This window comes from Mesorhizobium sp. M7A.F.Ca.US.002.01.1.1, assembly GCF_004022955.1.
Lineage (GTDB): Bacteria > Pseudomonadota > Alphaproteobacteria > Rhizobiales > Rhizobiaceae > Mesorhizobium > Mesorhizobium ciceri.
Genome location: NZ_RZQE01000149.1, coordinates 1 through 12,339, shown reverse-complemented (window position 1 = coordinate 12,339; position 12,339 = coordinate 1). Strand labels below are relative to the sequence as shown.

The window sequence follows — 12,339 nt, the reverse complement described above, 5'->3', positions numbered from 1 at the left end:
TCGCCATTCTGGGCATCGCGCCGACCGGCTTCGAGATCGACTGGAACAAGGTCATCTTCAAGATGCTGCATCTCAAAGGCATCTATGGCCGCGAGATGTTCGAGACCTGGTACAAGATGATCGCGCTGGTGCAGGGGCCGCTGGATGTTTCCGGGCTTATCACGCACCGCATCGGCATCGACGATTTCCAAGCCGGCTTCGATGCAATGCGCAGCGGCAGTTCCGGCAAGGTGGTGATGGATTGGTAGATGCCGCCCTAACGCAGAATTCTGTTTTTCATCAGCCATTTCACGGAGCGGGGCCACGCGTAGTTCGCTCCCATGCGAAGATCGGTAAACCCCTCCGAAACATGTTTCCCGGTTTCGGCGTCAAGGATGCGAATGAACATAGTATGTTCTGTTCGGTTGACGCGCGTTACGACGCCAAGCAAGGCAAGCGACGCGCCGTGCTCCTTGGCAATCGGGCCTTCACAACCAGCGCAGTTGCGCAATCCGTGCGGCGCCGCAGCCTGTGTATCCCTCGCCGGCACATCAATTACTGTAAAACGCCCAGACTGGGAGAGCATGTCCTTAGCAACTTGTGCTGATTCCGACAGATAGCGCCTGTCATATTCATCCGGGGGAATTATTCCCGCCCCGGCGCTCTTGTCCTCCAATTCGAAAGGGAACACTTCGATCGACATCGGCTTTGTCTGCTGCGCCTGCGCAAATGTGCAGGTGCCTACAAGCAGCGTCACCAGGACACTTAATGTGCGAATGCTCATCGTATCCTCCTGTCGGTATGATGGGCATTATATGCGGCCTGACAACGCAAATCACGATTAAATCGAAAGCAATGCTATGCTTCGGGAGTTTCCACGCAGTCTCGCTCGAACTCCGTCGTTCAGAGTGATTGGCTTGATCTTGGACTAACTCTTGCTCGGGACCAGACTGGTCTCCAATGCAGCCAGTCCGCTGGTGATCGCCGTGCGCTCTTCAGCGCTGAGCCTTGCCAGCAAATCCCGTTCGAACGCCTTCGCCAGCGGCACCATCTCGCGATAGGCGGCAAGCCCCGTTCCGGTCAGCGTCAGATGTTCGATACGGCGATCTTTCTCATCAGGTGTCCGCATCAACCAGCGCCGCCGCTCGAGTTCAGCCACGGCGCGTGAAACCTTGGTCTTGTGCATAGCCGATTGCTCGCCGAGTTCGGTCGCAGTCATCGTTCCATGCTGCCCCAGCCCCGAAAGGGTGCGCCATTCCGGCCGCGTCAGGCCATGGCTGTCCTTGTATATCCTCGAAAATTCGCGGCTGACGGCGTCGGCAAGCCGGTAGAGCCGGTAGGGCAGGAAGTTTTCCAGATTGAGAATTTCAGCCGCGTCGGACGCTTCGCTCCTGATCGCCATTTTTCAAAGCCGCCATTGATGGTTACATTTTCGATGGTTACAAATGAAACCAGTTTGGTCAATTGATATCCATTTCGGGAGGAAGCAATGGCCTTTTCCTATATGCCGGGCTTCGGCAACGATTTTGAGACCGAGACGCTGCCCGGCTCGTTGCCGCAGGGACGGAATTCGCCGCAGCGGCCGGCCTACGGCCTCTATGCCGAGCAGCTTTCAGGCTCGCCCTTCACCGCGCCGCGCGGCACCAATGAGCGGTCCTGGCTCTACCGCATCCGGCCGAGCGTCAAGCACACCGGCCGCTTCAAGGCGGCGAGCTATCCCTTGTGGAAGAGTGCGCCCAATGTCGGCGATCATGAACTGGCGCTCGGCCAGTATCGCTGGAACCCGGTGCCGATGCCGAAGGAGCCGACCGATTTCATCGCCGGTATGCGCAGCATCACAACCGCTGGCGACGTGCTCGGGCAGACCGGCATGGCGGCGCATGTCTATGTCGCCAACACCTCGATGGCGGACGATCATTTTTTCAATGCCGACGGCGAGTTGCTGGTCGTGCCGCAAGTCGGCGCATTGCGCTTCGTCACCGAGATGGGCGTCATTGAGCTGCGGCCCGGCGAGATCGCGGTGTTGCCACGCGGTCTGGTCTTCAAGGTCGAGCTGGTCGACGCCGAAGTGCGCGGCTACGTCTGTGAGAACTACGGCGCCAAGCTGACGCTGCCCGATCGCGGCCCGATCGGCGCCAATTGCCTGGCCAACCCACGCGATTTCAAGACGCCTGGCGCATGGTTCGAGGAGAAGGAAACGCCGTGCCGGCTGATCGTGAAATGGTGCGGCAATTTCCATGTCACCGAGATCGGCCATTCGCCGCTCGATGTCGTTGCCTGGCACGGCAACTATGGGCCCTACAAATATGATCTGGCGACCTTTTCACCGGTCGGAGCGCTTTTGTTCGACCATCCCGACCCGTCGATCTTCACGGTGCTGACCGCGCCGAGCGGCGAGGAGGGCACGGCCAACATCGACTTCGTCATCTTTCCGCCGCGCTGGCTGGTGACCGAAGATACCTTCCGGCCGCCCTGGTACCACCGCAACATCATGAGCGAGTTCATGGGCCTGATCCACGGCCAGTACGACGCCAAGGAAGAAGGCTTTGTGCCTGGCGGCATCAGCCTGCACAATCTGATGCTGGCCCATGGGCCGGATGCGCCTGGCTTTGAAAAGGCCTCGCGCGCGGAGCTGAAACCGGTCAAGCTCGACAACACCATGGCCTTCATGTTCGAGACCCGATTTCCGCAGATGCTGACCCGCTACGGCGCCGAGCTCGAAACCCGGCAGGACAACTACATCGACTGCTGGGCCGACCTGAAGAAGCGTTTCAACGGCACGCCCGAGGGCGACTGGTCTTGATCACCGAGCCAATGCCGGATCGGCTGGTGCTTTTGGGCTCGAAGGGTGGCCCGGCATTGCGGCCGGGTGGTCCATGGCCGAGTTCGTCGCTGCTGCAGATCGGCGGCCGCAGCATCGTCGTCGACTGCGGCCTTGGCGTGACGCGTGGTCTGGTCGATGCCGGCATCAGCCTGAAGTCGCTCGACCTGATCTTCATCACGCATCTGCACTCCGACCATGTGCTGGAACTGGGGCCGCTGATCCACACCGCCTGGACGGCGGGCCTCGCGACGCCCGTCGGCGTGTTCGGCCCGCCCGGCACCGGTCATTACTGGCGGCGCTTTTGCCAGGCGATGGAGTTCGACATCGAGATCCGCATCGTTGACGAAGGCCGGCCGGATATTCGCGATCTGGTGTCGATCGGCGAATTCGGCGAAGGCCAGGTGGTCGCGCAGGGCGGCTTGACGGTTTCGGCGCTGCGCGTCGAGCATCCGCCGGTGACCGATTGTTTTGCGCTGCGCTTCGAGCATGGCGCCAAAAGCGTCGTGTTCTCCGCCGATACGGCCTTTTATCCGCCGCTCGCCGATTTTGCCCGAGGCGCCGACATCCTCGTCCACGAGGCAATGCTGGAAGAGGGCATCGAGCGACTGGTGGCCAGGACCGGCAATGGTGCGCGCCTCAGAGAGCATCTGCTCGCCAGCCACAGCTTTGCCGAAGAGGCCGGCAGCATCGCAAGCGATGCCGGCGTGAAGAGATTGGTGCTCAACCACCTTATTCCGGCCGACGATTCTTTGATAGGCGAGGCCGACTGGACTGCCGCTGTCAGGAAAACTTGGAACGGCGACTTGACGATCGCCCGCGACGGTCTTGTTGTGGGCTTAAGCAGCGCCAAAGCTGCAGCAGGAGAGGAAACCGCATGAAGCTTGCCACATTGAAGGACGGGACGCGCGACGGGAAACTCGTCGTCGTCTCGCGCGACCTGACACGCTTCACCGACGCCTCGTTCCTGGTTCGCACGCTGCAGGCGGCGCTCGACGACTGGCGGCGCATCGCCCCGCATCTCGCGACAATAGCGGAATCGCTTGAGAACAATGCGATGCCGGCGGAGCGCTTCCACGAACATGACGCCCATTCGCCGCTGCCGCGTGCCTATCAATGGGCCGATGGCTCGGCTTACGTGAACCATGTCGAGCTGGTGCGCAAAGCGCGCGGCGCCGAGATGCCGGCGAGCTTCTGGACCGACCCGCTGATCTACCAGGGCGGCTCGGATTCTTTCATTCCGCCACGTGATCCGATCCGCACGGCTGACGAAGCCTTCGGCATCGACATGGAGGGCGAGGTCGCTGTCATCGTCGACGATGTGCCGATGGGTGCAAGCCTCGAAGAAGCAAAGGCAGCGATCCGACTGGTCATGCTGGTCAACGACGTTACGTTGCGCGCGCTCACCGGACCGGAACTGGAGAAAGGTTTCGGTTTTTTCCAATCAAAGCCGTCCTCGGCGTTTTCGCCGGTCGCTGTGACGCCGGACGAACTGGGTGATGCCTGGGACGGCGGCAAGGTCAGCCTGCCGCTGCTTGCCGATCTCAACGGCAAGCCGTTCGGCCGCGCCAATGCCGGTATCGACATGACCTTCGACTTTCCTGCGCTGATCGTTCATGCAGCAAGGACACGGCCATTGGCCGCCGGCACGATCATCGGTTCCGGCACCGTCTCCAACAAGCTAGACGGCGGGCCGGGCAAGCCTGTCTCGGCCGGTGGCGCCGGCTATTCCTGCATCGCCGAACTGCGCATGATCGAAACCATTGTGTCGGGCGAACCCAAAACGCCGTTCCTGCGCTTCGGCGACACGGTGCGCATCGAGATGAAGGACAAAACCGGGCATTCGATCTTCGGCGCCATCGAACAGAAGGTCGAGAAATACGAGAGGTGAGGGCATGACGGGGGGCTATCTGCTTGCTGGTGTCTGGGCACTCGCCATACTGGCGGTCTTCATCCAGGCGATCCGGCTGAGCTATCGCATCGAGGCGCGATCGCCCGACCTGACCAACCGCAGCGGCTTTCCGCGCAAGGCGATGATGTTCCACACCATCACCAACATGGACGTCGCGCGGGACGCGGAAACGCAGAGCATGCGTCGGCGTATGAACTGGTTGCTGCTGATCGTTCTTGCTGGATTTGTCGTTATGTGGGCGGGCTTGTATCTGTCGCGGTCAACCGGATGACGTGATGAGCCTGCCCGACTACCCGCGCAGCATGGCCGGCAACAATCTCTGGTCGAACGACCGACTCTACCGCGCGGTATTGTCCCTTCAGCCCGGCGAAAGAGGTCAAGCGGCTGGGCTTGGGCGATCAGGCCAATACGACGTCATAGGCTGAAAATTGCCGATCCGCGGAGACCAACGTCAGGCCTTCAATTTGGGTCTGCGCAATAAGCAGGCGGTCGAAGGGATCGCGGTGGTGAAGCGGCAGATGTTCAAGTCTCGCCGCGTGTAGTTCGTTTACGCCGAGAATCGGAATCCCGTTCGATCGCAGGATGTCCACGATGTCGCCTGTGAGCGTCACTTTGCCGAGCGATTTCTTGATGGCGATCTCGGCCACCGAGACGGCGCTGACGATCACATCCTTGCCTGTGAGAAAGATATCGCGATGATGATCCGAAAGACGTGAATCGGCGTTGAGTACCCAAAGCAGAATATGGGTATCGACCAGATATCTGCGGCTCATTTAATATACTCGTCCCATTCGGGACCGAGTTCATCAAAATCATCCGATATCCAAATCTGGCCTTTCAGGGCGCCAAGCAAGCCTTTGCTCCCACCAGCCCGAACGGGAGCGCTCAAGGTTGCGACAACCTCTCCATGTCGGGTCAGATGGATCTCTTCGCCAGCCTGGGCACGTTTCACCAATTCGGAAAGCTGAGCCTTCGCTTTTGCCATGGGGATATTCATAGATGACCTCTTATGACCAGAATTTAGGTCATAATTGGCCGGGCCGCAAGTGAGTTCGATGGCTATTCCGCCGCCTGAACCTTGATCACGCCACGCTTGATCTGATCCTGCTCGATCGATTCGAACAGCGCGCGGAAATTGCCTTCGCCAAAACCTTCGTCGCCCTTGCGCTGGATGAACTCGAAGAAGATTGGGCCGATCACGGTTTTCGAAAAAATCTGCAGCAGGATCTTGGTCATGCCGCCGTCGACTACGCCTTCGCCGTCGATCAGGATGCCGTGCTTCTTCATCCGCTCGATCGGTTCGTCATGGCCATTCACGCGGTCATACGACATATCGTAGTAGGTTTCAGGCGGGCCGGGCATGAACTTCAGCCCGTTGGCGGCGAGCTTGTCGGTGGCCTCGTAGATTTCGTCGGTGCCGACGGCGATGTGCTGGATGCCTTCGCCATTGTACTTCTTCAGGTACTCGGCGATCTGGCTGGTCTCGTCCTTGGACTCGTTGAGCGGAATGCGGATCTTGCCGCAGGGCGAGGTGATGGCGCGGCTGACCAGGCCGGTGATCTTGCCATCGATGTCGAAGAAATGGATCTGCTTGAAGCCGAACAGGTTGCGGTAGAAATCCCACCATTTGTCCATCTGGCCGCGATAGACATTGTGGGTCAGGTGATCGAGATAGTAGAAGCCGACGCCTTCCGGCCGCGGGTCGCGCGCACCCAGCCACTCGAACTCGGCGTCATAGGCCGAGCCCTTCTTGCCGTAGGTCTCGATGAAATAGAGCAGCGAGCCGCCAATGCCCACGATCGCCGGCACGTCCAGCGCCTTGTCGGCACCTTCGTAAGGTGTGGCACCCTTGGCAACGGCATGATCGAAGGCGTGTTTGGCGTCGACCACCCGCCAGGCCATCGAGGCGGCGCAAGGGCCGTGCTTGTCGACGAACTTCATCGCATGCGAGCCGGGTTCGGCATTGACGACATAGTTGATGTCGCCCTGGCGCCAGACGGTGATGTCCTTCGTGCGGTGCTTGGCCACCGCGACATAGCCCATGCGGGTGAACAGCTCAGCCAGCTTTTGCGGCTCCGGATGCGCGAATTCGACGAACTCGAACCCATCGGTGCCGGCCGGGTTGTCCTTGCTGATCCTGGCGGGCGGGGCGTCGTACGGGAAGGGACCCATAATATTCCTCCGAAAGCTGGCCTGGCCTGAAAAGGCGATTTGACACGATGATAACGCGGAGGAGGCGCACGGTGCTTGCATTCAAACGCTTGAAATGATGATGTCATGCGTGAAGCGTGCATGATGTGGGGGAAAGCCATGGATGAGGCGCGCATTGACCAGTTCGACCGCAAGATAATGGCACTGTTGCAGGGTGATGCGCGGCTGACCAACAACGATCTTTCGGAGCGGGTGAACCTGTCGGCGTCGCAATGCTCGCGCCGCCGTCAGCGGCTGGAGGAGGACGGCTTCATCAGGGGCTATCGCGCCGTTCTCGACCGCGACAAGCTCGGTTTTTCCCTGGTCAGCGTCATTTCGGTCACGCTCGCCACCCACAATCGCGACAATGCAAGGCGCTTCAGCGAACTGGTGGCGCGGCTGCCCGAAGTGCAGGAAGCGCACGCGCTGACCGGCGAGATGGACTACATCCTGAAAGTGGTGACGCCGGATCTCAAATCATTGTCGGAATTCGTCAACGGCGTGCTACTGCCGCACGAATCCGTGCAGCACGTGAAGACGGCGATCGTGCTGGAGACGCTGAAGGAAACCGGCGCGCTGCCGATTTAATCTGAGCGGATATCATTGATACGTCGGCAGGCCAGAGGGGGTGTGAAGGATCGCCAGCCTAATGACGGAAGGGCCGTTCAACCCTTCGACTGCTGGATCAGTCCATAGAGATTGGTGCAGCGGGCGCCGGAACGGCAATAGGCGAAGACCGGGCCGTCGAGTTCCTCGAGCGCTTCGGCCTGATCCTCGACATTCTCGGCCGTGATCTGGCCGCTGATCACCGGAATGTAGCGGAAGGCGAGGCCTGCAGCTTCGACCGCTGCCCCGACGGTGTCGGCAGAAGGCTGGCCCGGCTGTTCGTCATCGGGCCGGTTGCAGATGATGCTCTTGAAGCCGGCTTTCTTGATGGCGGCGACGTCTTCGGGCTGGATCTGGCCCGAAACCGAATAGTCCTCGCTGATTTCGCGGTATTCCATGGCAGCATCCTCGCAAACTGGTCAGGTGGCAGTCTTGCCACTCCCCGACATGGGCGGCAATCCGTGCCGAAGGATTTCTCTGCCAAATAGACATTGCGTGCCAGAAAATCCAACCGGGCCGATGCGGCCCGGCTGGACGATCCTTCAAACTCAGCTGCCGAGAATAGCGCCTTTGATCTGACGGATGTTGTTGTGCATCATATCGATATAGGTCGCGGCCGGGCCGTCGGGCTGCGACAGCGCGTCCGAATAGAGCGTGCCGCCGACCTTGATGCCGGTTTCGCTGGCGATCTGCTCGATCAGGCGCGGGTTGGTGATGTTCTCGACGAAGATCGCAGCCGCCTTGTCCTGCTTCACCTGATTGACCAGCTTGGCAACGTCTGCGGCGGATGGTTCGGAGTCGGTCGACACCCCTTGCGGGGCGAGGAAGGTCAGGCCGTATGCATGTTCGAAATAGCCGAAGGCGTCGTGCGAGGTGATGACGACGCGCTTGCTCTCCGGGATCGAGGCAATTGCCGCTTTCACTTCACCTTCGACCGCATCAAGCTTCTTGGTGTAGGCGGCGGCATTGGTCTGGTAGCTGACGCAGCCTTCCGAATCGGCCGCGCAGAAAGCCTCGGCGATGTTCTTCACATAGATCCTGGCGTTGGCAATCGACTGGAATGCGTGGGGATCGGTGACCGTCTTGCCGCCGCCGGTGCCGGCACCTTCGGCCGCGTCGGCATCGGCGAATTCAGGCTTGAAATCGATCGGCGTCACGCCCTTGGTCAAGGTGATGATCGAGGCCTTGGTGGCACTGGCATCGACCAGCCGCTGCAGAAAACCTTCGAAATGCAGGCCGTTGACCAGCACGATGTCGGCCTTGGCCATGGCCACCGCATCGGCCGGGCTCGGCTCGTAGACATGGGCATCGCCATCCGGCCCGACGATGGTGGTGACATCGATGCGGTCGCCGCCGACATTTTTGGCGAAATCGGCAATGACGGTGAAGCTGGCGACCACTTTCAGCGGTGCCGCGAAGGCCGACGATGCGCCAAAGGCGGTTAATGTTATAACGCTCATCGCCAGGGCAGCATGGATGGATTTCAGCATAGAGGGGTCTCCTTCTAGGGGCGGGGATCAGGCCGTTCTGTGACGGTGATGGATGATGCGCGCGCGCAGGATGCCGCGCGTGCCGAATAGGATCGAGGCGAAATAGACGACGCCGGCCGACAGGATGATGGCCGGGCCGGATGGCAGCGAGGCGTGATAGGACAAAAGCAGCCCGGCGACGCAGGATGCGAAGCCGATCAGTACGGCCAGCACGCACATCGGCTCGACGCGAACCGTCCAGAAGCGGGCGGCCGCGGCCGGCAGCATCATCAGCCCAACCGACAGAAGCGTGCCGAGCGCCTGGAAGCCGCCGACGAGGTTGAGTACGACAAGGCCGAGGAAGATGAAATGCACCGGGCTGCCGAGCCGGCTGACCGAGCGCAGGAACAGCGGGTCGAGGCATTCGGCGACCAGCGCCCGCCAGAAGATGGCGAGGCTGACCAGCGTCACCGTGACGATGCCGCCGATCAGCGTCAGGGCCTCGTCATTGAGCGCCAGCACGGTGCCGAACAGCACATGCATGAGATCGACGCTGGAACCGCGGATCGACACCATCAGCACGCCGATGGCGAGCGAAATCAGGTAGAAAGCCGCCATCGAGGCGTCTTCGCGCTGGATGGTGAAACGCGAGACGGCGCCGGCGCCGAGCGCGACGATGACGCCGGCGATCAGGCCGCCGATGGTCATCGGCAGGATTTCCAGCCCATAGAACAGGAAGCCGGCGGCTGCACCGGGCAGGATTGCGTGCGCCATGGCGTCGCCCGACAGGCTCATGCGCCGCAGCATCAGGAAGACGCCGATCGGGCAGGCGCCGAGTGACAGCATCAGCGAACCGATCAACGCCCGCTGCATGAAGGCGAAATCGGCGAAGGGCGCGATGACAAGGCCGTAAAGCATGTCCATCAAGCAGCCCTCGGTCCGACGCCATGTTGGTGATCGTGATCGTGGCCATGGTGATCGTGACCATGAGCGTCCTCGCCCGGCTCGCACCAGGGTGCATTTTCTTCCCAGGCCTCGTGAAAACGGCGGGCGCGCAACAGATTTTCAGGCTTCAGCGTTTCCCGGGTTTCGCCCCAGGCGATCGGCTGGCGGGCCAGAAGCAGCGTTTCGGGGAAATTCTGCCGCACCAGATCCAGATCGTGGACGACGACCATGATGGTGCGTTCCTCGCCATGCCAGTGCTTGATCAGCGCAATGAGGTCGCCGACCGTCTTGGCGTCGACGGCGTTGAAGGGTTCGTCGAGCAGGATGAGGTCGGCGTCCTGCAGCAGGACCCGCGCAAACAGCGTGCGCTGCAACTGGCCGCCCGACAGCGTGTCGATCGGCCGCTTCTCGAAGCCGCCGAGGCCGACCGCCATCAGCGCCTTGCTGACGTCATCGCGATCTTCCCTGGTGTAGCGGCCAAGCAGGCCGCGCCGTGGCCACAGGCCGAGCGAAACCAGATCCACCACCCGTGCCGGAAAGGAGCGGTCGAGCTCCGATTGCTGCGGCAGATAGGCGGCACGTACACCGGGCGCGCGGATAACCTCGCCGGCCATGGGCTTCAGGACGCCGACAATGCCTTTCATCAGCGTCGATTTGCCGGAGCCGTTGGCGCCGACCACAGCGGTCAACGAGCCCTTCCGGATGGTGCCGTCGAGATGATGGATCGCCGGATGGCTGCCGTAGCCAAGCGTCAGGTCGCGGAATGTCAGGCAGGTATTTGTCATTCTGCGATCCGTAGGCGGCGAAATCCGGCTGCTGCCAGCGGCCGATTGGATATGTGATGTTATTACATTAGTCAACAAGCCAATCCGGCGGAATTGCGGCCGCAGGGTCAACTTGCCGTGTGTGCGTATCATATGCCGTTGGCCCAAGGGGATTCGACCTGGCGACCTTGCCCCAAGCCGGTCGCGACTCTAAAGAAGCGCAACCGCCACAGGAAGGAACCATCCAATGAGCATTCGTCGCATCGATGTCGGCCCGCGCATGAGCCAGATCGTCATCCATGGCAATACCGTCTATCTGGCTGGTCAGGTCGGCCAGCCAACCGGCAATGTCGCTTCGCAGACCAGGGACATCCTGGCGGCTGTCGACGAATTGCTGGCCAAGGCTGGCTCCGACAAGACCAAGATCCTGCAGGCGATCATCTGGCTGGCCGACATGAGCACCTTTGCCGAGATGAACGCGGAATGGGACAAGTGGGTGCCGCAGGGCAACACGCCGGCCCGCGCCACCGGCGAAGCAAAGCTCGCCGCCCCGGAATATCTGGTCGAGATTATTATTACCGCTGCGATTTGAGGCGTTGAAGCTGCCAATCTCCCCCCACGTGGGGGGAGATCAGCCTCACCCCTGCGGCCTGAACCTCGCCACCAGCGTGTGGCTCTCGGCCGCGTAGGTGAAGCGCACATGGGTGACCGGGTGCTCGGCGCTCCACGTCCGTCGCTCGACCACCAGGCAGGGCGCACCCGTTTCTATATCGAGTGCAGCCGCGATATGCCTGTCGGCGGCGACAGCGCGAATCCGGTGCTCGGCTTCGCTCCACGGCACGCGGCCAATCAGCCATGGTCCTGGTGCGGTGGCCACGAATTCCTCGTCCGCTGCCTCGGGCACGGCGGTGAGATTGATCAGCCGCTGTTCATGCGCGAACGGCCGCTCGCCGGCGAAATGACCGCACTCCAGCGCCAGCACCGGTCCGGCCACGCCCAGCTCCAGCAGCGCGCGATCCCCGGCGCTGCTGCGCCTTTTGTGTCGGGCGACGCGCTCGTAGCGATAGGGCAGGCCGAGCGCTTCGACCTCGATGCGGATATCGTGGATTTCCAGCACCGCGGCCTGCGACTGCGGCCGGCGCACAAAGCTGCCTGAGCGGCGGCGGCGCTCGATCAGTCCGGCCTTGGCAAGCTGCGACAGCGCCTTGTTCACCGTCATGCGCGAGCAATTGTATTGCACGCTCAACTCATGCTCGAACGGGATGCGATGACCGGGCGCCCAGGCGCCGGACAGGATTTTCTCGCTGATGTCGGAGAGGATGCGCTGGTGCAGCGAGCCGCCGCCTTCCGCCTCCACAGTGCCGGCCATGCTCATGCCGAAAGCGCCGTCATCACGTTGCGAAAACGCTCAGCGATGGCCTCTCGCTTCACATGCCTGCCGCCGCTGACCTGTTTGCGGCCATGCACCCAGACGCAGTCGACCTTGCTGCCATTGGCGAAGATCCAGGCGTCGAGGATCGCGTCGCCGGTCTTGCCGGCCAGCGAGGGATTTTTGGGATCGAGCGAGACAAGATCGGCGGATGCGCCGACGGCGATCGCGGAAGCACCGGCGCCAAGCGCGACGCTGCCACCGTCGAGCGCGGCGTCGAACAG

Annotated in this window: 16 protein-coding genes and 3 pseudogenes; 8 read left to right on the top strand and 11 right to left on the bottom strand. The window is 61.5% G+C overall.

All coding sequences use genetic code 11. From position 1 onward, the window contains the following. Positions 1-248 (top strand): annotated as a pseudogene (gene tdh / locus EN932_RS16555) (L-threonine 3-dehydrogenase); the annotation flags it as partial. Between the two features lie 8 nt (positions 249-256). On the opposite strand, the gene EN932_RS16550 reads toward tdh, so the two are convergent. Together EN932_RS16550 and EN932_RS16545 are read right to left on the bottom strand one after the other, a co-directional pair. Continuing rightward, on the bottom strand, positions 257-763 hold the full coding sequence (locus tag EN932_RS16550; protein ID WP_013532320.1) for a DUF2380 domain-containing protein: 507 nt from the start codon (positions 761-763) through the stop codon (positions 257-259). Positions 764-907: 144 nt separating this feature from the next. Continuing rightward, the gene (locus tag EN932_RS16545) at positions 908-1,381 is read right to left on the bottom strand and encodes a MarR family transcriptional regulator (RefSeq protein ID WP_024505603.1); all 474 of its coding nucleotides are present in this window, start codon (positions 1,379-1,381) and stop codon (positions 908-910) included. 87 nt (positions 1,382-1,468) lie between these two features. On the opposite strand from EN932_RS16545, the gene hmgA reads away from it, so the two are divergent. The 5 genes and pseudogenes from hmgA to EN932_RS38935 all read left to right on the top strand — a co-directional run. After that, positions 1,469-2,782 carry a homogentisate 1,2-dioxygenase gene (hmgA, locus tag EN932_RS16540; protein WP_128368918.1) on the top strand — a complete coding sequence of 438 codons (1,314 nt, stop codon included), beginning with the start codon at positions 1,469-1,471 and terminating at the stop codon, positions 2,780-2,782. Positions 2,783-2,793: 11 nt separating this feature from the next. Then, on the top strand, positions 2,794-3,681 hold the full coding sequence (locus EN932_RS16535; RefSeq protein WP_064995500.1) for an MBL fold metallo-hydrolase: 888 nt from the start codon (positions 2,794-2,796) through the stop codon (positions 3,679-3,681). Then, positions 3,678-4,691, top strand: a complete 1,014-nt coding sequence (locus EN932_RS16530; protein ID WP_013532316.1) for a fumarylacetoacetate hydrolase family protein — start codon at positions 3,678-3,680, stop codon at positions 4,689-4,691. Before EN932_RS16535 ends, EN932_RS16530 begins: the two co-directional genes overlap by 4 nt. A gap of 4 nt (positions 4,692-4,695) precedes the next feature. Beyond that, the gene (locus EN932_RS16525; protein WP_127384541.1) at positions 4,696-4,983 is read left to right on the top strand and encodes a hypothetical protein; all 288 of its coding nucleotides are present in this window, start codon (positions 4,696-4,698) and stop codon (positions 4,981-4,983) included. Positions 4,984-4,987: 4 nt separating this feature from the next. Then, a pseudogene (locus EN932_RS38935) lies at positions 4,988-5,083 on the top strand (damage-inducible protein DinB); the annotation flags it as partial. A gap of 27 nt (positions 5,084-5,110) precedes the next feature. Here the strand turns inward: EN932_RS38935 and EN932_RS16515 are convergent. The 3 genes from EN932_RS16515 to hppD all read right to left on the bottom strand — a co-directional run bounded on the left by EN932_RS16515 (position 5,111) and on the right by hppD (position 6,884). Beyond that, positions 5,111-5,485, bottom strand: a complete 375-nt coding sequence (locus tag EN932_RS16515) for a type II toxin-antitoxin system VapC family toxin (RefSeq protein ID WP_013532314.1) — start codon at positions 5,483-5,485, stop codon at positions 5,111-5,113. Continuing rightward, positions 5,482-5,709, bottom strand: coding sequence for a type II toxin-antitoxin system prevent-host-death family antitoxin (locus EN932_RS16510; protein WP_013532313.1), 228 nt, complete (start codon positions 5,707-5,709; stop codon positions 5,482-5,484). Before EN932_RS16510 ends, EN932_RS16515 begins: the two co-directional genes overlap by 4 nt. Positions 5,710-5,771: 62 nt before the next feature. Further along, on the bottom strand, positions 5,772-6,884 hold the full coding sequence (gene hppD / locus EN932_RS16505; RefSeq protein ID WP_128337948.1) for a 4-hydroxyphenylpyruvate dioxygenase: 1,113 nt from the start codon (positions 6,882-6,884) through the stop codon (positions 5,772-5,774). A gap of 138 nt (positions 6,885-7,022) precedes the next feature. Between hppD and EN932_RS16500 the strand changes: the two genes are divergently transcribed. Continuing rightward, complete coding sequence (locus EN932_RS16500) at positions 7,023-7,490, top strand: Lrp/AsnC family transcriptional regulator (protein ID WP_127370171.1); 468 nt, start codon at positions 7,023-7,025, stop codon at positions 7,488-7,490. Between the two features lie 77 nt (positions 7,491-7,567). Here the strand turns inward: EN932_RS16500 and EN932_RS16495 are convergent, their stop codons facing one another. From EN932_RS16495 to aztA, 4 genes are all read right to left on the bottom strand, one after another. Further along, positions 7,568-7,906 (bottom strand): TIGR01244 family sulfur transferase, encoded by a 339-nt coding sequence (locus EN932_RS16495; RefSeq protein WP_127384542.1) that lies wholly within the window; start codon positions 7,904-7,906, stop codon positions 7,568-7,570. Between the two features lie 150 nt (positions 7,907-8,056). Then, positions 8,057-8,998, bottom strand: a complete 942-nt coding sequence (aztC, locus tag EN932_RS16490; protein ID WP_013532309.1) for a zinc ABC transporter substrate-binding protein AztC — start codon at positions 8,996-8,998, stop codon at positions 8,057-8,059. Positions 8,999-9,025: 27 nt separating this feature from the next. Next, positions 9,026-9,901, bottom strand: coding sequence for a zinc ABC transporter permease AztB (gene aztB / locus EN932_RS16485; protein WP_127369792.1), 876 nt, complete (start codon positions 9,899-9,901; stop codon positions 9,026-9,028). After that, positions 9,901-10,707: a zinc ABC transporter ATP-binding protein AztA gene (gene aztA / locus EN932_RS16480; protein WP_127369791.1), complete on the bottom strand. Its 807-nt coding sequence runs from the start codon at positions 10,705-10,707 to the stop codon at positions 9,901-9,903. The genes aztB and aztA overlap by 1 nt, the downstream gene beginning before the upstream one ends. A 226-nt stretch (positions 10,708-10,933) precedes the next feature. On the opposite strand from aztA, the gene EN932_RS16475 reads away from it, so the two are divergent. Then, a complete protein-coding gene (locus EN932_RS16475) occupies positions 10,934-11,278 on the top strand; it encodes a RidA family protein (RefSeq protein ID WP_013532306.1) in 345 nt (114 codons plus the stop codon). Positions 11,279-11,323: 45 nt separating this feature from the next. Here EN932_RS16475 and hutC read toward each other — a convergent pair whose 3' ends face one another. Together hutC and EN932_RS16465 are read right to left on the bottom strand one after the other, a co-directional pair. After that, on the bottom strand, positions 11,324-12,061 hold the full coding sequence (hutC, locus tag EN932_RS16470) for a histidine utilization repressor (RefSeq protein ID WP_082826433.1): 738 nt from the start codon (positions 12,059-12,061) through the stop codon (positions 11,324-11,326). Next, a pseudogene (locus EN932_RS16465) lies at positions 12,058-12,339 on the bottom strand (formimidoylglutamate deiminase); the annotation flags it as partial. The pseudogene EN932_RS16465 and the gene hutC, both read right to left, overlap by 4 nt.

What these genes read in the sequence shown, in the direction of transcription:
- EN932_RS16550 (WP_013532320.1), bottom strand. Translation starts at nt 763, where the DNA reads ATGAGCATTCGCACATTAAGTGTCCTGGTGACGCTGCTTGTAGGCACC.
- EN932_RS16545 (WP_024505603.1), bottom strand. Translation starts at nt 1,381, where the DNA reads ATGGCGATCAGGAGCGAAGCGTCCGACGCGGCTGAAATTCTCAATCTG.
- hmgA (WP_128368918.1), top strand. Translation starts at nt 1,469, where the DNA reads ATGGCCTTTTCCTATATGCCGGGCTTCGGCAACGATTTTGAGACCGAG.
- EN932_RS16535 (WP_064995500.1), top strand. Translation starts at nt 2,794, where the DNA reads ATGCCGGATCGGCTGGTGCTTTTGGGCTCGAAGGGTGGCCCGGCATTG.
- EN932_RS16530 (WP_013532316.1), top strand. Translation starts at nt 3,678, where the DNA reads ATGAAGCTTGCCACATTGAAGGACGGGACGCGCGACGGGAAACTCGTC.
- EN932_RS16525 (WP_127384541.1), top strand. Translation starts at nt 4,696, where the DNA reads ATGACGGGGGGCTATCTGCTTGCTGGTGTCTGGGCACTCGCCATACTG.
- EN932_RS16515 (WP_013532314.1), bottom strand. Translation starts at nt 5,485, where the DNA reads ATGAGCCGCAGATATCTGGTCGATACCCATATTCTGCTTTGGGTACTC.
- EN932_RS16510 (WP_013532313.1), bottom strand. Translation starts at nt 5,709, where the DNA reads ATGAATATCCCCATGGCAAAAGCGAAGGCTCAGCTTTCCGAATTGGTG.
- hppD (WP_128337948.1), bottom strand. Translation starts at nt 6,884, where the DNA reads ATGGGTCCCTTCCCGTACGACGCCCCGCCCGCCAGGATCAGCAAGGAC.
- EN932_RS16500 (WP_127370171.1), top strand. Translation starts at nt 7,023, where the DNA reads ATGGATGAGGCGCGCATTGACCAGTTCGACCGCAAGATAATGGCACTG.
- EN932_RS16495 (WP_127384542.1), bottom strand. Translation starts at nt 7,906, where the DNA reads ATGGAATACCGCGAAATCAGCGAGGACTATTCGGTTTCGGGCCAGATC.
- aztC (WP_013532309.1), bottom strand. Translation starts at nt 8,998, where the DNA reads ATGCTGAAATCCATCCATGCTGCCCTGGCGATGAGCGTTATAACATTA.
- aztB (WP_127369792.1), bottom strand. Translation starts at nt 9,901, where the DNA reads ATGGACATGCTTTACGGCCTTGTCATCGCGCCCTTCGCCGATTTCGCC.
- aztA (WP_127369791.1), bottom strand. Translation starts at nt 10,707, where the DNA reads ATGACAAATACCTGCCTGACATTCCGCGACCTGACGCTTGGCTACGGC.
- EN932_RS16475 (WP_013532306.1), top strand. Translation starts at nt 10,934, where the DNA reads ATGAGCATTCGTCGCATCGATGTCGGCCCGCGCATGAGCCAGATCGTC.
- hutC (WP_082826433.1), bottom strand. Translation starts at nt 12,061, where the DNA reads ATGAGCATGGCCGGCACTGTGGAGGCGGAAGGCGGCGGCTCGCTGCAC.